Origin of the sequence: Saccharopolyspora sp. NPDC002686, from assembly GCF_040295745.1 — a bacterium.
Lineage (GTDB): Bacteria > Actinomycetota > Actinomycetes > Mycobacteriales > Pseudonocardiaceae > Saccharopolyspora > Saccharopolyspora oryzae.
Genome location: NZ_JBEOVY010000101.1, coordinates 1 through 21,471 on the forward strand (window position 1 = coordinate 1; position 21,471 = coordinate 21,471).

Below are 21,471 nucleotides of genomic sequence, written 5' to 3' on the forward strand. Positions count from 1 at the left end.
CCCGTTCTTCGGCGAGCTGTGCAGCGTCAACCCGGTATTCGTCACGAAGGGCGCCGCCGAACGACGCGGGCCGGCGATCGTCTCGGAGTTCGTCGGGTCGTTCACGCTCGGCGCGGGCCAGTTCTGCACGAAGCCCGGAATCCTGCTGGTGCCCGCGGGCGCCGGGCTCGCCGACCAGCTGCCCGGCGCCGTCCCGGACAAGCCGCTGACGCTGCTCAACGACCGCGTCCGGACTTCCTACGCCAGCGCCCTCGATGAGCTGCGGAACACCGCGGGCGTGCACGTCCTGGCCAGCGGCGGTCCCACGTCGCCCACGGTCCTGCGCACGACCTCGGCCGAGCTGCTGGGCTCCCCCGAGGCCTACCTGCGGGAGGTGTTCGGGCCGGCGCCCCTGGTCGTCGAGTACACCGACGAGAGCGAACTGCTCGAGGTGGCCGAGGTCGTCGACGGGCAGCTGACCGCGACGATCCAGGGCGAGGACGACGACGAGATCGCCGGCGAGCTGATCGAGCTCCTGGCTGGCAAGGCCGGGCGCGTGCTGTGGAACCAGTGGCCGACCGGTGTTTCGGTCACTTACGCGCAGCAGCACGGTGGCCCCTACCCCGCCACCACCGCACCGGCCACGACGTCGGTCGGAACCGAGGCCATCTACCGGTTCCTGCGCCCGGTCGCGTACCAGAACGTGCCGCAGCACCTCCTGCCGCCGGCACTGCGCGACGCGAACCCGATGGGGATTCCCCAGCGCATCTCCTGAAAACCAGCACGGGGGCGCTACCACGTCGGTAGCGCCCCCGTTTCGTGCCGCTCAGGGCAGGCGAACGTGGTGCGAGGCGATCGCTGCCGTCGAGTTCAGGCCGAGCAGTTGGAGGCTACGGGAGTACTCCTCGCGCAGGATCTCCACGACGCGTTCCACTCCGCGCTCGCCACCCGCCATCAGGCCGTACAAGTAGGCGCGGCCGATCATGACCGCATCCGCGCCGAGCGCCTTCGCGGCGATGATGTCCTGGCCGTGGGTGACGCCGCTGTCCAGGATCACCGCGGGGTCCGGGCCGAGCTCGGCCCGGATCTCGGGCAGCATGGTCAGCGTCGCCGGGGTGCGGTCGAGCTGCCGCCCGCCGTGGTTGGACACGATGACGCCGTCCGCGCCCGCATCGACGGCGCGACGGGCGTTGTCCGGGCTGAGGATTCCCTTCACCAGCAGCTTGTGCGGCCAGCGAGCGCGCAACCAGGCCAGGTCCTCGTAGCTCAGCGTCGGCTCGAACGCGACGTCGGCGACCCGGACGGCATCGATGCCGCTGCTGGCGATGCTGCTCAGCGAGGCGAACGTGATCGGGGCGGTGGTCAGCTTGTTCAGCGCCCAGGACGGGTAGCGGGCCATGTCCAGCAACGTCCGCATGGTCAGCGCAGGCGGAATGGTGAGGCCGTTGCGCGTGTCCTTCAGCCGCCTCGCCGCCACCGGGGTGTCGACGGTGAGGACCACCGTGGTGAACCCGGCCGCGAGTGCGCGGTCGAGCAGTTCCTCGTTGAGGCGCTCGTTGCGGGTCAAGTAGAGCTGGAACCAGTGCTCCCCACCGGGCGCTGCCGCGGCGACGTCCTCGACGGTCGAAGTGCCCACTGTGGACAGCGCGTAGGGCAGCCCGTGGCGGGCGGCGACGTGCGCCACCGCCGCTTCGCCCTCGTGGTGCATCATCCGGGTGTAACCGGTCGGCGCGAAGATCAGCGGCATCGCGATCTCCCGGCCGAGGACCTCCGCGGACAGATCCGGGGCATCCACCGGGGACAGGTACTCCGGCACGAGTTCCACCGAGGCGAACGCCGCCCTGTTCCGCCGGACGGTCAGCTCCGAGTCGGCGGCGCCGTCGACGTAGTCGAACACCGCGCGCGGGGTGGTGCGCGCCGCCACCGCCCGGAGGTCGCCGATGCTCAGCGCGGCGCCGAGCCTGCGCTCCACCGGGTTGAGGGTCGGCTTGCGCAGGCGGAGCAGCTCGCGGAGCTCTGTCCACTTGGGACGCTGTCGCGCGGTGCGAGGCCGCGGCGGAAGCGGGTTCGGGGCTGCCGCGGGAACTTCGGTCGGGGTGGCGGTCACTGTCCTGCCTCTCGATGCGCGGACGACCGGGGCCGTTCGCAAGTGGTGACGAAATATTGGACGCAGTCCGAGAATTCGGATTGTCACCCCGCCCTTCGACGGCGGTCAAGACTTGACGTGCCCGTTCGAATCCATCACCATCTGACTCACTCGCCAGACAGTGTCTGATATTTTAGACAGAAGTGGGAATGGAACTGGGTCTGCAGGGCAAGACGGCCCTCGTGTGCGCCTCCACGTCCGGACTGGGCCGGGCGACCGCCCGGGCGCTGGCCGAAGAAGGCGCCACCGTCGTGGTCACCGGCCGGTCGAGCGACCGGGCGAAGGAAGTCGCGGGCAACCTGCCCAACGCCGTCGGCATCGGCTGCGACCTGGTCGCCGACGGCGGCGCGGAACAACTCATCACCGCCGCCCGCGAGGCCGTCGGAGAACTCGACATCCTCGTCCTGAACGGCCCCGGCCCCGCCCCGGGACCGGCCCGCGACACCGACACCGCCGGGATCGAGCAGGCCATCGACACGCTGGTCAAGCCCCAGCAACTGCTGGTGAGCAGCGTCCTGCCCGCGATGCTCGAGAAGGGGTGGGGCCGGATCCTGAGCATCAGCTCGACGAGCGTGGAGGCCCCCATGCCGAACCTCTCGCTGTCGAACCTCGGCCGGGCCGCGCTCGCCGGCTACCTCAAGACCCTCGCCACCGAGGTCGCCGCCCAGGGCGTGACGATCAACTCGCTGCTGCCCGGGCGCATCGCGACTCCGCGCGCCCGGCAGATCGACGAAGCCGCCGCGCAGCGCACCGGCCGGTCGCTGAGCGAGGTGGAGAGCGCGTCGCAGGCCGCGATCCCCGCCGGGCGCTACGGCGAACCCGACGAGTTCGGCGCCGCGGCGGCGTTCCTGTGCAGCGCACCGGCCGCCTACATCACCGGCACCGCGCTCCGGTGCGACGGCGGCCTGGTGCCGACCCTCTGATCCAGCCTCCCCCTCCCCGACTCCCAACGACGAGAGCGGTGCACCCGCATGAACGACACGCACCTCGCTGCCGGAACAGCGCAAAGACGTGACGAGGTACCACCGGCGGCCACCCGCCGGGCCGGCCTCGCCGGCATGATCGGCACGACCATCGAGTGGTACGACTTCTACATCTACGGTCTCGCCGCGGCGCTGGTCTTCGGCACGGAGTTCTTCCCCGAGTTCTCCCCCGCCGCCGGCACGCTGGCGGCGTTCGCGACGTTCGCGGTCGGCTTCATCGCGCGACCGCTCGGCGGTGTCATCTTCGGCCACTTCGGGGACCGCGTGGGCCGCAAGAAGGCGCTCATGCTCACGCTGTTCCTGATGGGCGCGGCGACGGTGCTGGTCGGCCTGCTGCCGAACTACCACACCATCGGGATCTGGGCGCCGATCCTGCTCGTCACGCTGCGCTTCCTGCAGGGCTTCGCCGTCGGCGGCGAGTGGGGCGGCGCGGTGACCATGGTGGCGGAGTCGGCACCGGACCACCGGCGCGGCTTCTACGGGAGCCTGCCGCAGATGGGGGTTCCGCTGGGGCTCGTGCTCTCGAGCACGGTGTTCGCCGCGATCTCCCCGCTGCCCGACGAAGCGCTGCGCTCCTGGGGCTGGCGGATCCCGTTCCTGCTCAGCATCGCATTGATCGGGGTGGGCTTGTTCATCCGGTCCCGGATCACCGAGAGCCCGACGTTCGTCCAGGCGAAGGAGTCCGGGCGGACGCGCAAGCTACCGGCGGCCGAGGCGTTCCGGCACCACTGGAAGGCGATCTCGCTGACCGTCGGCCTGTACCTCTCGGCCGGTGTGCCGTTCTACATCGTCTCGGTGTTCGTGCTGTCCTACGGCACCACCGAGCTCGGTCTGCCGCGCAGCGTGCTGCTGACCGGGATGCTCGTCGCGGCGGTGGTCGAGGCGCTGACGGTGCCCTACTTCGGCTCGCTGTCGGACAAGCTCGGCCGCCGTCCGGTGTTCCTGACCGCCGCCGCGTTCACCGTCGCGCTGGCCTTCCCCTTCTTCTGGTTGCTGGAGTCCGGTCAGACGGGGTTCATCTGGCTGGCCATGCTGCTCGCGCTCGCCGTGTCCCACGCGGGGATGTACGGACCGACCGCCGCGATGTACGCGGAACTGTTCAGCGCGAACGTCCGCTACACCGGCACTTCGATCGGCTACCAGCTCGGCGGCGTCGTGGCCGGGTTCGTGCCGCTCATGACCGGCGCTCTCGTCAGCGCCGCCGGCGGCGCGTCCTGGCCGATCTCCGCGCTGTGGGCGATCTCGGCGCTGATCGGACTGGTCAGCGCGCTGATCGTGCGGGAGACCCGGGGGTGCGACCTGCGTTCCGAACGGGGCTGACGCGCACCACGAGCGTGGACCGACCACGTCGCGCTCGTGGTCGGCCACCCTCCATCCGTCCACAGTGTCCACACGACAGCCGCCCGAGTTCGCGCGAACTTCGGGCGGTTTGTCGTGCAGGTGCGAATTCAGCCGGGCTTTCCGCACTTCGGAAAAGTCCGGAGTGGACCACCCGCACCGCCAGGACGGCTTTCGCTCAGGGTGGAAAACCGCTGTGCCCGATGGGTTTCCACGTTATTCCCGGCGGCGCATACTGCTGGACGCCCAGCGATCTTCCGGTGGGCAGCAGCGACCAGTTCGGGGTACCCATGGCCGAAATCCACGACTTCAAGGACAGCGATTCGAAGCTCCGGCGCGAACTGTCCGTCCAACAACTGCTGTTCATCTCGATCGGTTCGATCATCGGATCCGGTTGGCTGTTCGCGGTGCTGTCGGCCGGGGCCGTCGCCGGCCCGGCGGTGATCGTGGCGTGGGTCATCACCGCGATCCTGATCTCCGTGCTCGCCTTGAACTACGCCGAGACCGGGTCGATGATCCCGCGCAGCGGCGGCGTCGCGCGCTACCCGTACCTGACGCACGGCAACTACCTCGGCTTCCTGCTGAGCTGGTCGATGCTGCTGGGCGGCGTGACCACGGTGGCCATCGAGGCGCTGGCGGTCGTGCAGTACGCCGCCGGATACGTCGCGACGTGGACCGGCATCGAGCTCACCACCCAGGGCGGTGAGGACGGTTCCACGCTGACCGCGACCGGCCGCGTGGTGTCGGTCGTGGTGATGGTGCTGTTCTTCTGCAAGTTCAACTGAGTTCTCCCAGGAATTCCCCCTTTAAGGCCAGGGAGAAACGTGTTCCCCCTTACCTGGTGGGCTGGCGTAGGCGCCTGACCGCTCGTTTTAGTCCGGTCATGTCTGGTTCCGCTGTAACCCGTGATGATCTCCAGTGGTGCATGGCCGCGGGATGCGGCACCGCGGCTCGGCACCACGAGTGCTCGCGGCGCAGGTGGTCTGCGCGCTCCTCGCAAAGGTGGCTCGCGGATACGTCTTTGAGGCTGCCGAACATTGTGGAGATTTTGGCCTACGGCAGGAGGTACGCACGCGGTCGTGTCGCGATTGCGCTCCCGCAGTTTCGCGCACACCTCGCGCATGCTCTGTTCGAAGCCCGCGACGATCTAGTCGGCGAAACGCCCCACGCCGGTCCTTGGTAACGAAGACCAGGTGAGCATGCAGGCCGTGCACGGAGCTCATTTTCCCTACACCCGTTGGTGTTTGGAATCCACTGCGGCGACACAGAAGACGCTATGGTGCTTGTGTGAAGATCGTTGTGCAGGTCAAGCTGCAGCCAACTCCCGAGCAAGAGTCGGCTCTAGATGCAACCCTGCGCGCGGCCAACCAAGCGGCGAACGAGGTTTCCCAGCGCGCTTTCAAGACTGGAAAGCGCAACCGTAAGGCGTTGCAGGGCCTCGCTTACGGCTGGTTGAAGAGTGAGGGATTCTCGGCGCAACCGGCACTACACATCATTCGCAAGGTCGCTGACTCCTACACCATCCTGAAGGCGAACATCGATGCTGGGAACCTCGGCAGGAAAGGTGCCAAGCGTCGTGTTCGGGCCGAGTCAAAGCCGACCGCGTTTCGGGCAGTCTCGGCTCAGCCGTTCGATGACCGGTGCTTGTCGTGGAACTACAATGCTCGCACTGTGTCAATCTGGACCACTGCTGGCCGGATGAAGAACGTGCGGTTCGGCTGTGCCTCGAACGATCTGAAAACCCTGATGCAGCACCGCAAGGGTGAATCGGATCTGATGTTCCGGGACGGCAAGTGGTTTCTCATCGCTACCTGTGAGGTTCCTGAGGAACCGCAGTTTGAGCCAGTGGACTGGATCGGGGTCGACCGGGGCATCAACAACCTGGCCACAACCAGTGACTCAGTGAACTATTCCGGTCGCCGGTTGGGTCGTTACCGCAGGTGGCAGGCGCGCAAACGCGCGGAGATCCAAGCTAAGCGCACCCGATCGGCAGCCAGGCTGCTTAAGAAGCGCGCCAAGCGAGAAGCGCGGCACGCTGGGCATATGAACCATACGATCGCTAAAGATGTTGTGGCCGTCGCCCAACGCACCGAACGCGGTATCGCCCTGGAAGAACTCGGCGGTATCCGCGAGCGGGTCACGGTTCGACGCGACCAGCGGGCCACACAGTCCTCATGGCCATTCCACCAACTCGGCTCGTTCATCGCCTACAAAGCACAGCGTGCGGGCGTGCCGGTGATCGAGGTCGACGCGGCCTACACCTCACAGCACTGCCCGCTGTGCGGTCACACCGAGCGGGCCAACAGGCCCACTCGGGACGATTTTCGTTGTCGTCGGTGCGGTCTCGCTGGACCAGCCGACGTCGTCGCCGGGGTCAACGTGCGCGACCGCGCACGCTCGGCGTGGGTATTCGTAAACATGCCCCAACCCACCAGCTAGCTGGTGGGCGATGCGACCCGCACCGTCACAGCCAGTGGCGACGGGAGCGCAAGCGAAGCCCCACGGACCGCAATCCCCAAAGAAACGCGGTCCTTCAAGGCCGAGTCGTTTACCCAGTGGGTGAGCTGGTGGAACCTGATCAACCCGGTCCTGATGTTCGCCCTGTAGTTCACCGCACGCTGGTCGGCCGGCACGCGCCGGAACGGGAGTGGCTGGACGACCCGGACGCCGATTTCGGCGAGCCGGACCCGGATTTCGTCGCCGAAGGCCTGACCAGGCTCGGCCGCCGGGTCCCGGCGATGGCCCGGGCCCCGTACCGGCTCGGCCGGACCTGCGCGCTGGACATCACCCCGGACGGCCGCCCGGTCCTCGGGCCGTCCGAGGTACCGGGCCTGCACCTGGCCGCGGGGTGGAGCGGGTCGGGATTCGGCAAGGCCCCGGCGATCGGCGCGGAGCTCGCCCGCTGGATCCTCACCGGTGCCCCGAAACGCCCCGAGCTGGCCGCCTTCACCGCCCAGCGCTTCACCACCGGAGCCCTGATCCGGGGCGAGCACGAGTACGGCGCCACCGGCCCGCACTGACCCGTCGCTGAGTGGTCGTGAGCGCTTGAACCGGCTGGAGGCGGCTTTCGCACTCACGACCACCAGCGGGCTGTCCGGCTAGGACGCGTGACTGCCCGGCTGCTGAGCGGTACCTGCGCGGGACGCCGTGGGGACGATGTCCAGGCCGGCCAGCAGGCGGGCCGTCTCGACGAAGTCGTGGACGGGTTGGGCGTCCATGTCGTTGCGCCAGGCGATGGCCAGCGGGGACGGCGGCAGGCCGTCCACCGGAACGAACGACAGGCCGGGACGCCCGTAGAACCGCTGGGTCGAGGCCTGGGTGAAGGCGACGCCGCGGCGGGACAGGATGGCCTCGAAGCACTCGTCGACGCTGCTGACCTCAGCGCCCAGCCGGACCGGGTGCGGACCGCGGCTCTCCGAGGCCAGCCAGAAGTCCCGCCAGTACTCGGGAGCCCGGCGGCCGACGAACGGCTCATCCGCCACGTCCTCGACGGTCACCTTCGCGCGCTCGGCGAGCGGCGACTCGCTCGACGTGACGAGCACGCGCGGCTCGACGAACAGCGTTTCCACCGACAGCCAGCTCTGCACGAGCACCGGCGGGCGGACGAAGGCGACGTCGACGCTTCCGTTGCCCAACCCCGCGTACGGGTCGCTGAAGTCGTGCGAGCGCATCTCGACCTGCACGCTCGGGTAGCGGGCCTGGAACGCCGCGAGGATCTTCGGGGTCAGCTCGGCGGCGGCGTTGCTCTGGAAGCCGACGATCAGCGAACCCCGGTGGCCGTTGGCCGCCTCGCGGGTGGCGAACGCGAGCCGCTCGGCGCTGACCAGGAGGCGGCGCGCCTCGTCGAGCAGCACCAGACCAGCCGGTGTCAGCTCGACGTAGCGGCTGGTGCGCTCCAGCAGGCGAGCACCGAGGGAGTGCTCCAGCTTGCGGATCTGCACGCTCAGCGACGGCTGGCTGATGTGCAGGCGTGCGGCCGCCCTCCCGAAGTGCAGCTCCTCCGCGACGGCGACGAAATAGCGCAGCACGCGAAGCTCCGGTAGTTCCGCCACGCACGGATGATAAGCGCGCGCCTGGTCCGGCGACCAATTCTTCTGGGCTATCGAACGGTGGCCAACAGGTATTGGACCTGCGGCGACGCGGGTAGTCGTATCTACGAGTGCCGCCCCGTCGGCGGCACTCGTACCCGTTCCGCGCAGAGAGGAGCCGAGATGACAGCGGCTACCCGCTCCCCGTCGGCCGAGGCGTGGGCCGAAGCGTTCACCTCCGCCAGCAACGGCGATCCGGAGATCCAGGCCCACGGCAAGTACTTCACCTGCTCGTACCTGCTCGACGCCGTCGAGCACCGGTTCGTCGTGCAGGTCGAATCCGGACGCGTCGTGAACGTCGCGGTCGACCCCGGCCCGTTGGACGTGCCCTACCAGTTCGCGATCCGCGCCGGGGTCGAGACGTGGCGCGGTTTCGGCCAGCCGGTGCCGCCGCCGATGTGCCACGGCATCTGGTCCGCGACGTTCCGGCGCGACATGGAGCTGGAGGGCGACGTCCTCGTCCTCATGCAGAACCTCCGCTGCATCACCCGGCAGATCGAACTGCTGCGCACCATCGGCGCCCCCGTCTGAGGAAGGACATCGGCATGAGCAAGATCTCGCCCGTGACCGGGCGCTACGTCACCCTCGAGGTGGACGGCCTCGAGTACAAGGTGTACTACCTCGAGAACGGCACCGGGCAGCCGCTGGTCTGCCAGCACACCGCCGGGTGCCACAACCACCAGTGGCGCGGTCTGCTGGAGGACGAGGAGATCACCGCGAACTACCGCGTGATCGCCTACGACCTGCCCCGCCACGGCAAGTCCGACCCGCCGGAGAACGTCGAGTGGTGGAAGGAGGAGTACAAGCTCACCGCCGACCACTACGCCAACTTCATCATCGCGCTGTGCGACGCGCTCGAACTCGAGGACCCGCTGTTCATGGGCTCGTCCTTCGGCGGCAACATCGCGCTGCAGCTGGCGCTGCGGCGGCCGGACCGCTTCGCCGGCGTGCTCGCGGTCGAGGGCGCCGACCGCTCCCCCGGCTTCTACCTCGACTGGTGGCAGCACCCGCACGCCAACGCCGCTCAGGTCTGCGCCAGCGGCACGTGGGACCTGATGGCTCCGCAGTCGCCCGAGTCCGATCGCTGGAAGACCTGGTTCTACTACTCCCAGGGATCCGAGGCGTTCAAGGGCGACCTGCACTTCTACTCCGTCGACCACGACCTGCGCGACAAGCTCGGCGAGATCGACACCGACCAGTGCCCGGTCGTGATGCTCACCGGCGAGTACGACTACCTCACCACGCCCGCCGACAGCGCGCGGACGGCCGCCCAGATCAAGAACGGCACCTTCATCGAGATGCCGGAGATCGGTCACTTCCCGATGAGCGAGAACCACGAGCGGTTCCGCGTGCACCTGCTCGAAGCGCTCAACGTCTTGCAGGGAGCCAAGTCCGCATCGAAGTGAGGGACGTGCGGCCGGCGGGAACCGCCCGCCGGCCGCATGCCCGCGACTCTCAGCGCAGCGGGTCGTAGGGCGCCAGGTCGATCCCCGGGTCGACCTGGCGGGCCAACCGCGCCGCGACCGAACCCGCGTACGGGCCCATGGTCAGACCGGACGCCCCCAGCCCGTTGGCCACGACCAAACCGGCGACCTGCGGGACCGCGCCGAGCAGCGGCCTGATGTCGGGTCCCATCGGGCGGAACCCGATGCGGGTCTCCACGTGGGTGGCACCGGCCAGTCCTGGCGCCACCGACAGCGCTTCACCGAGCACCTCCGCCATCCCGGCGGCGGTCAGCCGGTGGTCGAAGCCGGCGTCGTCCTCGCGGGTCGCGCCGACCACGACCCGCGAGTCGTCGAAGGCCAGGAGGTAGTGCCGCGACCGCGGCAGCACGACCGGCCAGTTCGCGGTGTCCACGCCCGGCAGCCGCAGGTGCGTGATCTGCCCGCGCTGCGGCACGACCCGCACCTGGACGCCGATCGGTTCCAGCAGCTGCGGCGACCAAGCACCGGATGCCGCGATCACGGCATCCGCCTCGACGAACACGTCGTCGACCCGCACCCCGCGGACCGCGCTGTCGGCGACGATCGCGGCCGTGCCGTTGATGAGCCGAGCCCCGTGCTGGGCTGCGGCGCGACGCATCGCATCGCGGACCGACCGACCGTCCAGGCGCGCTGCGCCGGGGATGTGGATCGCCGGGCCGTCGTGCTCGAGCGGCGGGAAGAGCTCGCGGGCACGGCTCGCGCTGATCAGCTCCACCTCGCCGGCCATCGGGGACTTCGCGGCGCGCTCGGCCACGAGCCGGAACGCCTCCTCCGATTCGTCCGCCGCGACCAGCCGCAACGAGCCGACCCGGCGGTAGCCGAGCTCGGTCTCCCCGTCGGCTTCCAACGCCGCCAGCAGCTCCTGGTAGTACTCCGCCCCGGCGATCGCGAACCGGTACCACTCGGGATCGTCCACTCTGGACGACCAGGGGCAGATGATCCCGGCACCGGCGGACGTCGCACGACCCGGGTTCGAGGAGTCCACCAGGACCACGTCCACCCCGGCCCTGGCCAACTCGTAACCGGCTGCCGCACCGACGATGCCGCTGCCGACGACCACCACTCGCATCTCGCGCTCCTCCAGGTTCGACCGACTTCTCACCGCACACCGGCCATGCGCCGCTGAACCCACGGCGTCATCAGGTGCATGACCACTCCCGCCACCATCACCGCCGCCCCGACCCCGGCGAAGTACCCGACCTCGGTCTCCGCGCGGTAGAACTGCACCAGCTGGGCGTTGATGCCCTGCGCCGCGGCGGAAGCCAGGAACCACAAGCTCATCATCTGCGCCAGGAAAGCACGCGGGGCGAGCTTGGTGGTGGCCGACAACCCCACCGGCGACAGGCACATCGATCCGCAGATCACCACGAAGTAGCTCGCGACGAGCCACCACGGACTGGCCGGCGCATCCACGCCGCGGAGCAGACCGGGCCCGGCCATCAGCACGAACGACGCCCCGCCGAGCAGCAGCCCGGTGGCGAACTTGCGCGGCGTCGCGGGCTGCCGGTCCCCCAGCTTGATCCACAGCCAGGCGAAGGTGGGGGCCAGCAGGAGCGTGGCGATCGGGTTCAGCGACTGGAACCAAGAGGACGGCACCGCGAACCCGAAGATCTCCAGGTCGGTCCGGGTGTCGGCGAACTGCGCCAGCACCGAGCCGGACTGCTGGTTGACCACCCAGTAGCACACCGCGCCGATGAACAGCGGGATGTAGGCGATCAACCGGGACCGCTCCACGGCATCGGTGTGCGGGCTGCGCAGCATCATGATCAGGTACGCCACCGGCAGCACCACCGCGAGGACCGTCACGGCGTTGATCAGCGCTTGGACGGTCAAAGCCCCGGCGACGCCGAGCACCACGAGAACCACCACCAGCACGGCGGTGCCCGCGGCTGCGCGCATCGCCACCTGGCGCCGCTCACCGGACCGCAGCGGATTGGTCGGCGCGTCCCCGGACTGCCCGAGCCGGCTCCGCCCCCGTGCGTACACCACCAGCCCCGCCGCCATTCCGATGGCCGCGAGGACGAACCCGAGGTGGTAGTCGACCTGCTGCCCGAGCGTGCCCACCAGGTACGGCGCGATGAAGGCACCCAGGTTGATGCCCATGTAGAACAGGGAGAACCCGGCATCGCGGCGGTTGTCGGTCGGCGAGTACAGCTCCCCCACCATGCTGGACACGTTCGGCTTCAGCAGTCCGGTGCCGACCACGATCAGCAGCATCGACACCAGCAGCGCTGGTAATCCGCCGGGTAGCGCCAGCGCGATGTGACCGCACATGATCAGGACGCCGCCCAGCAGGACCGCGCGGCGCATGCCCAGCAACCGGTCGGCCACCCAGCCCCCGAGGACGCCGGACATGAACACCAGGGCGCCGTAGATCGACACCAGCGCCGAGGAGGTCTGCTTCTCCAGCCCGAGCCCGCCGTCGGAGGTCTGGTCGTACAGGTAGTACAGCAGGATCGCGGACATCCCGTAGTAGGAGAACCGCTCCCACATCTCCAGGAAGAACAACGTGGCCAGCCCGCGGGGGTGGCCGAAGAACCCTCTGTCGCTAGGGGAAACCTTCGTCTGTTCGCTCATGGCCGCCTCTCGGTGGATGACGCGTACCGGCAGGGGATCGCCGGCCGTCCGGTGCCGGACGGCCGACGATCTCGGGTGGTCGTTACGGGACCGGAAGCGGGTTCGGCGTCCCGATGCGGGATGCTTCGGCGTCGCGGACGATCTCGCCGGCGTCGTGCGCGAGGACGAAGCCCTGCTGGAGGTTCCTGTTCGTCACGCTGCGCACCGCCCGCACGTAGGCGTCGTGGGTCGGGTACAGCGAAGCGAGCTTCTCCGCGGTGAAGGGCCGGTGCGATCCGTACAGGCGGCAGAGCTCCTGCCCGGAGTTCTCGCCGTCGTTGGTCGCGGTCGGCGCGTCCACTTCGGACAGCCGGATGCCGCCGAACGCGAGTCCGTTCTCATCGCGCGGGATCACGTTGCCGGTCGGGGTGGGTGTCGTCCGGATCGGTTGCGCGGTGGGTGGCTGCTGGTCGTGGCGAACCCAGTTGACGAGGTGCTGGTACCCGGCGTTGAGCACGCTCTTCACCTCGACGTGGCTCAGCGGCTGCCGGTCGCATGCGAACGAGAAGGGCTTCAGGCCGTCGCGCGCGGCGGTCAGCATGCGGTCCATCATGAACCAGTAGTCGACGTGCGATGCGCCCGCGATCTCCCACGTCCGGAGAACCCCGGAATCCGGCTGCATCGGCGTCCGGTTCAGGACGGCCTCGGTCTCGGTGCTGATCCGCATCAGCTTCGCGGGGATGTCGGTCCGGAACGGGCCGCCGCTGCCCACGAAGAGCATGAAGCCGTCGTACACCTGGGCCAGCGGCTGGATCGAGTTGTAGTACAGCGCCAGCCGCGACGCCGACTGCGACTGGCCGACGGCCAGCACGGTGGCCGGTCGAAGTCCGCCGAGGACGGCTGGGTTCGTCCGAACGGCCTGTCCGGCTTGGGAGAAGATGTCGTAGGACAGCGAGTCGTCGGTGATCGTGCCACCCGCGGTGACGTCGAGCGCGCCGTAGCGGTCCGGGCTCCACGCGGTCAGGCCGTAGGGCGGTTCCTGCACGCCGACGCGTTGCGCCGACACCCCCACGTAGGCGTAGCCCTCGCGCGTCAGGTAGTCGCGGGATTCCTGCCAGTGCACGTCGAGGTTGTAGCCCGAGGTCACGTTGACCCATTCGACGATCACGGTGCCGTTGAACTTCGCGGGGTCCTCCGGGCGCCGGACGATCATCCTGGTCTGGTACGGGTTCCCGGTGGACAACGCGACGCCGTCGGCCATCGGCGGTGTGTCGTAGCGCGTCGCGTTCCCGCCGAAGAAGTACTCCTCCTCGACGTATCCGCGCCGGGACAGGTCGAAGCCGGGTTCCGCGGCCAGCTGGGGGTAGTTGTGCGTGAGGTCGGTCCCGGGGGGCATCGCCGCCGGGATCGGCCCCGTGACGGTCGGCGCCGGCACTTGCGCCGCCGCCGGGGCTCCACCAGCCGTGGTCGACGGTGCCTGCTCCGCCGCAGGAGCCGCGGGCGGCTCGGCGGCCGAGGCCATCGTGGACAGGAGCGTGGCAGCGGTCAGGGTGCCCAGAACCGCAACGGGAAGCGACCTGCGCTTGGTCTTGGGAAGGAATCTCTTCATGGAACCCTCAGTTCTTCCGCGGGTGTCGAGTTCTGTCCGATCAGGTGGTGTCGGTGACCTGTTCCGACCTGGCGAAATCAGCTAGTCGAGCACTCGGCCCCTGGTCTCCGGGAGCAGCCAGACGAACAGGACGGTCAGCGCTGTGCAGACGAGCAGGACCACGACGATGGCGCTGCCCAGACCGATGCCGTCCGACGCCCAGCCGATCAGGGCCGGGCTGAACGCCGCGACGCCGCGGCCGACGTTGTAGGTGATCCCGGCCCCGGTCCCGCGCACCCGTGCCGGGAACAGTTCGGTGAACAGCGCGCCCTTGCCCGATGCCTGGGCCGAGATGAAGAACCCGACCACGGCTGCGAGCAGCAGGTTGTACCAGAGCGCTTGGACGGGGACGGCCATGAACAGGAAGCCGAAGACCGCCGTGCCCAGGTAGAAGAGCGTGAACGCCCAGCGCCGTCCGATCCGGTCGTGCACGTGCCCGCCGAGCACGTAGCCGAGCCAGTTGCCGACGATCATGAACCAGATGTAGAGCGCCGTGCTGCTCACGCTCAGGCCGCGTTCTTCCTTCAAGTAGAGGGGGATCCAGGTCTGCAGGGCGTAGGTGCTGGCCAGTCCGGTGGCGCCGAAGAGGGTGCCCAGCACGGTGTACTTGCGCAGTCCCGGCGCGAACAGCTCGCCGAACGCGCCCTTCTGCCGCGGTTCGCGCCGCACCCGGACCGTCGGCACATCGCGCAGGTTCCGCCGGATCAGCAGGGCCACCACCGCCGGCAGGATGCCGACGGCGAACATCACCCGCCAAGCGAGGGTTTCGGGCAGCCACGCGTGGCTGAGCACGTAGGCGAGGTTGGCCACGCCCCAGCCGACCGCCCACGCCGACTGGATCCAGGCCAGCGCTCGGCCCCGCCGCTCCGGCGCGGCGTACTCGGCCATCAGCGCTGCGCCCACCGGCCACTCGGCGCCGAAGAAGAACCCTTCGAGGGTGCGCCAGATCAGCAGCTGCTCGAAGTTCTGCGCGGTCGCGGTCAGGCCGGTGAACAGGGCGTAGGCGGCGATGACCAGGACCAGCACCTGGACCCGGCCGAACCGGTCGGCCAGGCGTCCGCCGACCACGCCGCCCACTGCCGAGGCGATGAGCGCGCTGGAGGTGGCCAGACCGCCCTGGGCGGTGGTCAGGCCGAGCGTGGCGATGATGCCGCTGAGCGCCAGCGGGAACATCTGGTTGGTGAAGCCGTCCAGGCCCCAACCCGACCAGGTCGCCCAGGTCACGCGGCGGACCAGGGATCTGTCCGGAGGTGCGGAAACGGTCGGTGCTGTCGTCATGCCTGCACTCCAATCGGTGCCAGGAGTCAGTCGGCCGAGGTGAATCCGTGGTGCTCGCGTGCTGCTCGTTCGGTGATGCGACCGTTGCGCAGGTCCTCGCGCACCTGCTCCGGCGAGCGCTGCGCGGGGTCGCCGAAGCCGCCGCTGCCCGGGCTTTCCACCCGGAGCACGTCGCCTTCCCGCAGCTGGACCCCGGAGATCCGGCCGCCCGGCAGTTGGCGTTCATCGGCGCGGCCGGGGTTGATGACGAACCGCCCGGGGCTGCCGTCCTGACCGCCCTGCAGGCCCCACGGGCGGGACGCCTGGCGGTCGGCGTGCGCGGAGAACTCCGCGTGGTCGCAGCGGATCCGCACGTCCCGGCGGACGCCGAGGCCGCCGCGGTGGGTGCCCGCGCCGCCGGAGTCGGGAATCAGCTCGTAGGTGTCGACCAGCAGCGGGTACTCCTGCTCCAGCGCCTCGATCGGCAGGTTCGAGGAGTTGGTGATGTGAACCTGCACGGCGTCCATGCCGTCCTTGCCGGTCCGGGCGCCGCCACCACCGGCAACCACCTCCGGGTAGACGAAGAACTCGCCGTCGTGCTCCCCGGAGAACGTCACGTACGTGACGGTGCTGTGGCTGGCCGCGGGCACGCGTTCCGGTACCGCCTCGGCCAGCGCGCCCAGCACGACGTCGGCGACCCGCTGGCAGGTGTCGGTGCGGGCGGTGACCGGCGCGGGCTCGATCGGGTTGACGATGCTGCCGTGCGGCGCGCTGATCCCGACGGCGTCGAAGAACCCGCCGTTGGGCGGGATCCCCGGGTCCAGCACCGCCTTCAAGGCGTAGTAGACGGTGGCTTCCAGCGCCGGGCGCACCACGTTGATGCCGACCGGGCTCTGCGGTCCGGTGCCGTCGAAGTCCAGCGACACCCGGTCGCCCGCGATGGTGATGGCCACCACGATCTCGGTGGCGGGCCCGTCGCTGGGGTCCATGCGATCGCGGAACCGGTAGGTGCCGTCCGGGACTTCGAGCAGCGCCGCCGACAGCCGTTTCCGGGAGTGCTCCAGCAGGTGCGCGGTCGCAGCGCGGACGGTCTCGCGGCCGTGGCGCTGGTGCACCTCGCGCAGCCGCCGCTCCCCCACCTCCACCGAGGCGAGCTGGGCGAGCATGTCACCGCGCCGTTCCTGCGGCAGTCGCGAGTTGAGCTCGACGAACGCCAGCGGTGCCTGCTCGACCCCGGCGTCGGTGGCGAACTTGACCAGCGGGATCCGCAGGCCTTCCTGGAACAGCGAGTTCGAGTCGCCCGCGTTGCTGCCCGGCACCCGGCCGCCGATGTCGGAGTGGTGCGCGATGTTGGCGCTGTAGCCGAGGAGCTCACCACCGTCGAAGACCGGCTTGACCATCGTGATGTCCGGCAGGTGGGTGCCGCCGCCGTGGTAGGGGTCGTTGGTGATGAACACGTCGCCGGGCTGCGCGGTCAGCGCGGAGGCTTCCAGCGAGTCGATCAGGCCGGTCATCGATCCCATGTGGATCGGCATGTTCTCGGCCTGGGCGACCAGCTTGCCGTGCTCGTCGAACAGCGCGGTGGAGCAGTCCGAGCGCTCCTTGATGTTCGTCGAGTAGCTGGCCCGGCGCAGCACCGCGCCCATCTCCTCCGCGATGGTCACCAGGGACGCGCCGATGACCTGCACGGTGATCGGATCGGGAGTGCTCATCACTGCTCCAGTTCGATGATCAGGTTGCCGCAGCGGTCGACGCGCGCGGTGGACGACGGGGGGATGACCGTGGTGGTGTCGAGCTGTTCGACGATGGCGGGGCCGGGCAGCACGGTGCCCGCGCGCAGGCCCGACCGGTCGTATACGGGGGTTTCGAGCTCGCCCGTGTCGTCGAAGTCCACCGGTCGGTGCCCGAGCAGCGCGCCGGAGGGGTCGGTTCCCCCTTCGACGGCGGGCAGTTCGGGTTTGTCCACCACTGCCGCCGGGGTCAGCTGCACCTCCACGATCTGCACCCGGGCGTCGTGGTGGGCGAAGCCGTAGCTCTTGGTGTGCTGGTCGTGGAAGGCGGCGGTGAGCTCGGCGAGCGCGGCGGCGTCGAACCTCGCCGCGTCGATCACCTGCTGCGGCAAGGCCACGGAGAGCTCGAAGTTCTGCCGGGCGTAGCGCATCCTGGCCACACCGGTGATCGTCGTGTCCACATCGGAGGGTGCTTCGGCGGCGAGCCAGTCCGCGGCGGCGCCGTGCACCTCGTGCAGCGCTTCGTTGAGCTTGTCCAGGTCGCTGTCGGCGACGTCGGCCAGCACCGCTTTGGCGAACTCGGTGCGGATGTCGGTGACGAGCAGGCCGAGCGCGCACAGCGTTCCCGGGTTCGGCGGTACGAGCACGGTGCTCATGCCGACCTCGCGCGCGACCTCGACGGCGTGCAGCGGTCCGGCGCCGCCGAAGGCGACCAGCACGTAGTCGCGCGGATCCTCACCGGCCTCCACCGAGACCTTGCGCACCGCACCGGCCATGTTGACCGCCGCGATCCGGCCGATGCCGCGTGCCGCCGCTGCCCGGTCGGTGCCCATCGCGGTGGCGATGCGGTCCACCGCCCGCGCCGCCGCCGGGTGGTCGACGGCGAGCGCGCCACCGAGGATGTGCTCCGGGTTCAGCCGTCCGCGCAGGACGTTGGCGTCGGTGACGGTGGGTTCGACCCCGCCGCAGCCGTAGGCGGCGGGTCCGGGCTGGGATCCGGCGCTGCTGGGGCCGACTTCCAGCGCCCCACCGGTGTCGACCCGGGCGATGCTGCCGCCGCCGGCACCGACGGTGTGGATGTCCAGCGACGGGGTGCGCACCGGGCGGTCGTTGATGCGCCGCTGCGCGGACACCAGCGCTCGACCGTCCCGCACCAGGCACACGTCGGTGCTGGTGCCGCCCATGTCGAAGGTGATCAGGTCGCCGAAGCCCGCCTGGCCTGCCACCTGCGACGCGGCGACCACGCCGGCCGACGGCCCGGACAGCAGCGTCGTGACCGGGTAGCGGCCGACCGATGCCAACGACATCATGCCGCCGCTGGAACCGATCACCTTGGGTTCGACCGGCACGCCGGTGGACCGGATCCGCTCGGCCAGCCGCGACATGTAGCGGTTGATCCGCGGGCCGACGTAGGCGTTGACCACGGTGGTGGAGAACCGCTCGAACTCGCGGAAGACCGGTGCGATCTCGGCGGAGGCGCACACGTAGACCGAGGGCAGCGCCGCGCGCAGCCGTTCCGCCACCTCCAGCTCGTGGTGGGCGTTGCGGTAGCTGTGCAAGAAGCACACCGCGACCGCCTCGGGTTCGTCGGCGCGCACTCGGTCGATCACGGCGGCGAGGTCGTCGGCGTCGAGCGGTTCGAGCACCTTGCCCTCGGCCGACATCCGCTCCACCACCGGGTGCACTTGGGACCGCGGCACCAGCGGTGGCGCCTTGTCGGCGTCCAGGTCGTAGAGGTCGGGGCGCTGCTGGCGGCCGATCTCCACGACGTCGCGCAGACCTGCGGTGGTGACCAGGGCGGTGCGGGCGCCGTTGGATTCCAGCACGGTGTTGGTGGCCACGGTGGTGCCGTGGCCGAGGTAGCCGACTTCTGCCGGGTCGGCACCGGCCAGGCGCAGCACCGCGCGGACGCCGTCGGCGACGGCGATCGACTGGTCGTCGGTGGTGGACGGCAGCTTGTGGACGTGGAACAGGCCGGTGGACGTGTCCAGCGCGGTCACGTCGGTGAACGTGCCGCCGACGTCGATACCGATGCGCAGCATGGCATTCCCCAAGGGTCGTTCGAGCGAGCGGTGTGGCCGTCCCGGACCGGGACGGCAGAAGAGGTGCCGCGCTGCCCCAGGGCTGCGCGGGTAACGAGGAGGAGGGGCCGGTCCGGCTCAGCGGAGGCGGGACAGCGACAAGTGGTCGATCGGCACGTCGGTGCGACCGGTGCGCAGCAGCTCCGCGGCCGCCCTGGCGAACACGGGTGCCAGCTTGAAGCCGTGACCGGAGAAGCCGCCCATCACCAGCACGTTCGGCCGGTCCGGGTCGCGGCCGATGATGCCGTGGTTGTCCGCGGTGTAGCCCTCCATGAAGGTCCGCACCGCGGCGGGGCGCGACGGCAGTCCGCGCAGGCAGCTCGACACCGCCGCGGACACCCTGGCGACGTAGTCCGGAGCCACCTCCGGATCCAGCAGGTCCGGGTCGTCCACTGTGGACTTGGGTACGTGCAGGTTGACCTTCACCCCGCCGCCGACGTCCGGGAAGAAGGAGAAGGTGTTCTCCCCGCCGCTGCGCCGGATTCCCACCGGGAAGTGCGCGGGTCCCCAGCCCTCGGCGGTCTCGAACCAGCACAGCACGGCGCGCCGGATCTCGACGTCGCGAGCGAGCATCGGCACGCTCCGGGTGATCCACGGCCCGGTGCACACGACCGCCTGGTCGAACTCCTCGACCTGGATCTCGTCACCGCGGCGGAAGCGCACGGCGACGCCGTCGCCGTGGTCGACGACGTCCTCGACGGTGGTGCCGGTGTGCAGCTGCGCTCCGGCTTTCTCGGCGAGCAGGGTCGTTTCGGCGATCGCGCGTTGCGGGTGCAGCAGGCCGCCTTGGCGGTCGAGCAGCACGACGTCGTCCGGGAAGAGGCGGTGCTGCGGGAACCGGCGAGCGGCTTCCCGGTGGTCGAGCCGCTCGACGTCGAGGCCCCACTGCTCGGTCACGTCGACCACGGTGCGCACGTCGGCGTCCTCGGCAGATCCGATGGTCATCGCACCGCAGGGCTCGAAGAGCGGGACACCCGCGCGGGCGCTGAGCTCCTGCCACGCCGCGCGCGCTTCCCGCAGCAGCGGGACGTAATCACCGCCCTCCTTGTACGCGACGCGGAAGATGCGCGTCTCACCACCGGCCGCACCGCGTTCGTGGCCGATGCCGAACTGCTCGAAGCCGGTCACCGCGAGGCCGTCGGCGGCGAGCCGGTGCAGCAGCTGGCTGCCCATCGTGCCCACTCCGATCACTGCGACGCTCGACTGCTGAACTGGTTTCATCACGGTCTCCGCAGGAGGTCGGGAACCCTTGGCTCCACTAGCCCAGGAACGTAGCATTCACTTCGTGGAGGCACAATGGACAACGTGAACACTTCGCGAACCGAGTCGCTGGGGCAGCGCATCCGAAACCGGGTGGGCGGGCTCGCGAGCGGCGAACGAGCGGTGGCCGACTACCTGCAACGCCATCCCGAGGAGGCGGCGATCTCCTCGGCCGCCAAACTCGGGGAAGTCACCGGCACCAGCGATGCGACGGTCATCCGGACGGCGCGCAAGCTCGGCTTCGACGGGCTCAACGACCTCAAGCGCAGCCTCGTCGACCACCTGGCCCGCCGCCGCGACCCCGCGCAGGTCCTCGACCACCGGGTGCAGCGGCTGCACCCCGAGCACGGCGTGCTGCAACCCGTGATCGACGCCGGACTGGCCCTCCTCGGCGAGGTGCCCGCGCTCATCGACAGCGCCGACTGGTCGCACGCCGTCGCAGCGCTCAACGAGGCCGAGCACATCTGGACCTACGGAATCGGCCCCAGCGCCGCCATCGCCGACCACCTGGCGCTGGCCCTGCGACGCGCGGGGAAACCGGCGGATTCCTGGACCGCGACCGGATTCCGCCTCGCCGACGACCTGCTGCGGCTGCAACCCGGGCACGCGGTGGCCGTCATCGCACCGCTGCGGGTGTTCCGCGAGATTGGCATCGTCCTCGACCACGCGCACCGGATCGGCGCGCGCAGCGTGCTGCTGACCGAAGCCATCGACGAGGCCCGCGAAACCCGGGCCGGCACCGTGCTACCGCTGCCCGACTCCACCGAGGGCGCGGCGAACGAGCTCATCGCCCCGCTGACCATCGTGCACGCCCTCGTGCTAGAACTCGCCGCCGCCGAGCGCACCTCGGCGGTGCAGCAGTACCAGCGGCTCAACGAACTGCGCACCGAGATCGCCGGTACCAACCTGGACATCAGCCAC

The 21,471-nt window shown here is 69.8% G+C and carries 18 protein-coding genes; 9 read left to right on the forward strand and 9 right to left on the reverse strand.

Annotated features, from left to right (window positions below; genetic code table 11):
* On the forward strand, positions 1-754 hold a 754-nt coding region (locus ABTZ89_RS15775; RefSeq protein WP_502949552.1), incomplete at its 5' end, for an aldehyde dehydrogenase family protein.
* 51 nt (positions 755-805) lie between these two features.
* Here the strand turns inward: ABTZ89_RS15775 and ABTZ89_RS15780 are convergent.
* Positions 806-1,984 (reverse strand): alpha-hydroxy acid oxidase, encoded by a 1,179-nt coding sequence (locus tag ABTZ89_RS15780; RefSeq protein ID WP_351045061.1) that lies wholly within the window; start codon positions 1,982-1,984, stop codon positions 806-808.
* A gap of 290 nt (positions 1,985-2,274) precedes the next feature.
* On the opposite strand from ABTZ89_RS15780, the gene ABTZ89_RS15785 reads away from it, so the two are divergent.
* The 5 genes from ABTZ89_RS15785 (at position 2,275) to ABTZ89_RS15805 (ending at position 7,466) form a co-directional block, all read left to right on the forward strand.
* Entirely contained in the window at positions 2,275-3,048 is a 774-nt protein-coding gene (locus tag ABTZ89_RS15785) for an SDR family oxidoreductase (protein WP_351045022.1), read from the forward strand.
* Positions 3,049-3,096: 48 nt separating this feature from the next.
* Positions 3,097-4,428 (forward strand): MFS transporter, encoded by a 1,332-nt coding sequence (locus tag ABTZ89_RS15790; RefSeq protein ID WP_351045025.1) that lies wholly within the window; start codon positions 3,097-3,099, stop codon positions 4,426-4,428.
* A 278-nt stretch (positions 4,429-4,706) separates the two neighbouring features.
* Positions 4,707-5,231 carry an amino acid permease gene (locus ABTZ89_RS15795; RefSeq protein ID WP_351045028.1) on the forward strand — a complete coding sequence of 175 codons (525 nt, stop codon included), beginning with the start codon at positions 4,707-4,709 and terminating at the stop codon, positions 5,229-5,231.
* Positions 5,232-5,733: 502 nt separating this feature from the next.
* Positions 5,734-6,885, forward strand: coding sequence for an RNA-guided endonuclease InsQ/TnpB family protein (locus ABTZ89_RS15800; protein ID WP_351045031.1), 1,152 nt, complete (start codon positions 5,734-5,736; stop codon positions 6,883-6,885).
* Positions 6,886-7,001: 116 nt separating this feature from the next.
* Complete coding sequence (locus ABTZ89_RS15805; protein WP_351045034.1) at positions 7,002-7,466, forward strand: NAD(P)/FAD-dependent oxidoreductase; 465 nt, start codon at positions 7,002-7,004, stop codon at positions 7,464-7,466.
* A 78-nt stretch (positions 7,467-7,544) separates the two neighbouring features.
* Here ABTZ89_RS15805 and ABTZ89_RS15810 read toward each other — a convergent pair whose 3' ends face one another.
* Complete coding sequence (locus ABTZ89_RS15810; protein ID WP_270954166.1) at positions 7,545-8,498, reverse strand: LysR family transcriptional regulator; 954 nt, start codon at positions 8,496-8,498, stop codon at positions 7,545-7,547.
* Positions 8,499-8,657: 159 nt separating this feature from the next.
* Here ABTZ89_RS15810 and ABTZ89_RS15815 point away from each other — a divergent pair, with 159 nt between their 5' ends.
* Positions 8,658-9,065, forward strand: a complete 408-nt coding sequence (locus ABTZ89_RS15815; RefSeq protein ID WP_270954165.1) for a hypothetical protein — start codon at positions 8,658-8,660, stop codon at positions 9,063-9,065.
* A gap of 14 nt (positions 9,066-9,079) precedes the next feature.
* The gene (locus ABTZ89_RS15820; RefSeq protein ID WP_351045038.1) at positions 9,080-9,940 is read left to right on the forward strand and encodes an alpha/beta fold hydrolase; all 861 of its coding nucleotides are present in this window, start codon (positions 9,080-9,082) and stop codon (positions 9,938-9,940) included.
* Positions 9,941-9,989: 49 nt separating this feature from the next.
* On the opposite strand, the gene ABTZ89_RS15825 is transcribed toward ABTZ89_RS15820, so the two are convergent.
* From ABTZ89_RS15825 to solA, 7 genes are all read right to left on the reverse strand, one after another.
* Entirely contained in the window at positions 9,990-11,087 is a 1,098-nt protein-coding gene (locus ABTZ89_RS15825; protein WP_351045041.1) for an NAD(P)/FAD-dependent oxidoreductase, read from the reverse strand.
* A 29-nt stretch (positions 11,088-11,116) separates the two neighbouring features.
* A complete protein-coding gene (locus ABTZ89_RS15830; RefSeq protein ID WP_351045044.1) occupies positions 11,117-12,595 on the reverse strand; it encodes a peptide MFS transporter in 1,479 nt (492 codons plus the stop codon).
* Between the two features lie 82 nt (positions 12,596-12,677).
* Complete coding sequence (locus ABTZ89_RS15835) at positions 12,678-14,183, reverse strand: alpha/beta hydrolase domain-containing protein (protein ID WP_351045047.1); 1,506 nt, start codon at positions 14,181-14,183, stop codon at positions 12,678-12,680.
* 81 nt (positions 14,184-14,264) lie between these two features.
* Entirely contained in the window at positions 14,265-15,500 is a 1,236-nt protein-coding gene (locus tag ABTZ89_RS15840; protein ID WP_270951971.1) for an MFS transporter, read from the reverse strand.
* Between the two features lie 26 nt (positions 15,501-15,526).
* On the reverse strand, positions 15,527-17,191 hold the full coding sequence (locus tag ABTZ89_RS15845; RefSeq protein ID WP_351045050.1) for a hydantoinase B/oxoprolinase family protein: 1,665 nt from the start codon (positions 17,189-17,191) through the stop codon (positions 15,527-15,529).
* The gene (locus ABTZ89_RS15850; RefSeq protein ID WP_351045053.1) at positions 17,191-19,251 is read right to left on the reverse strand and encodes a hydantoinase/oxoprolinase family protein; all 2,061 of its coding nucleotides are present in this window, start codon (positions 19,249-19,251) and stop codon (positions 17,191-17,193) included. The genes ABTZ89_RS15845 and ABTZ89_RS15850 overlap by 1 nt, the downstream gene beginning before the upstream one ends.
* A 117-nt stretch (positions 19,252-19,368) precedes the next feature.
* The gene (solA, locus tag ABTZ89_RS15855) at positions 19,369-20,511 is read right to left on the reverse strand and encodes an N-methyl-L-tryptophan oxidase (RefSeq protein ID WP_351045055.1); all 1,143 of its coding nucleotides are present in this window, start codon (positions 20,509-20,511) and stop codon (positions 19,369-19,371) included.
* Between the two features lie 84 nt (positions 20,512-20,595).
* On the opposite strand from solA, the gene ABTZ89_RS15860 reads away from it, so the two are divergent.
* Positions 20,596-21,471 (forward strand): MurR/RpiR family transcriptional regulator (locus ABTZ89_RS15860; protein WP_351045058.1); only part of this gene is annotated, 876 nt, incomplete at its 3' end.

What these genes read in the sequence shown, in the direction of transcription:
- ABTZ89_RS15785 (WP_351045022.1), top strand. Translation starts at nt 2,275, where the DNA reads ATGGAACTGGGTCTGCAGGGCAAGACGGCCCTCGTGTGCGCCTCCACG.
- ABTZ89_RS15790 (WP_351045025.1), top strand. Translation starts at nt 3,097, where the DNA reads ATGAACGACACGCACCTCGCTGCCGGAACAGCGCAAAGACGTGACGAG.
- ABTZ89_RS15815 (WP_270954165.1), top strand. Translation starts at nt 8,658, where the DNA reads ATGACAGCGGCTACCCGCTCCCCGTCGGCCGAGGCGTGGGCCGAAGCG.
- ABTZ89_RS15820 (WP_351045038.1), top strand. Translation starts at nt 9,080, where the DNA reads ATGAGCAAGATCTCGCCCGTGACCGGGCGCTACGTCACCCTCGAGGTG.
- ABTZ89_RS15825 (WP_351045041.1), bottom strand. Translation starts at nt 11,087, where the DNA reads ATGCGAGTGGTGGTCGTCGGCAGCGGCATCGTCGGTGCGGCAGCCGGT.
- ABTZ89_RS15830 (WP_351045044.1), bottom strand. Translation starts at nt 12,595, where the DNA reads ATGAGCGAACAGACGAAGGTTTCCCCTAGCGACAGAGGGTTCTTCGGC.
- ABTZ89_RS15835 (WP_351045047.1), bottom strand. Translation starts at nt 14,183, where the DNA reads ATGAAGAGATTCCTTCCCAAGACCAAGCGCAGGTCGCTTCCCGTTGCG.
- ABTZ89_RS15840 (WP_270951971.1), bottom strand. Translation starts at nt 15,500, where the DNA reads ATGACGACAGCACCGACCGTTTCCGCACCTCCGGACAGATCCCTGGTC.
- ABTZ89_RS15845 (WP_351045050.1), bottom strand. Translation starts at nt 17,191, where the DNA reads ATGAGCACTCCCGATCCGATCACCGTGCAGGTCATCGGCGCGTCCCTG.
- ABTZ89_RS15850 (WP_351045053.1), bottom strand. Translation starts at nt 19,251, where the DNA reads ATGCTGCGCATCGGTATCGACGTCGGCGGCACGTTCACCGACGTGACC.
- solA (WP_351045055.1), bottom strand. Translation starts at nt 20,511, where the DNA reads ATGAAACCAGTTCAGCAGTCGAGCGTCGCAGTGATCGGAGTGGGCACG.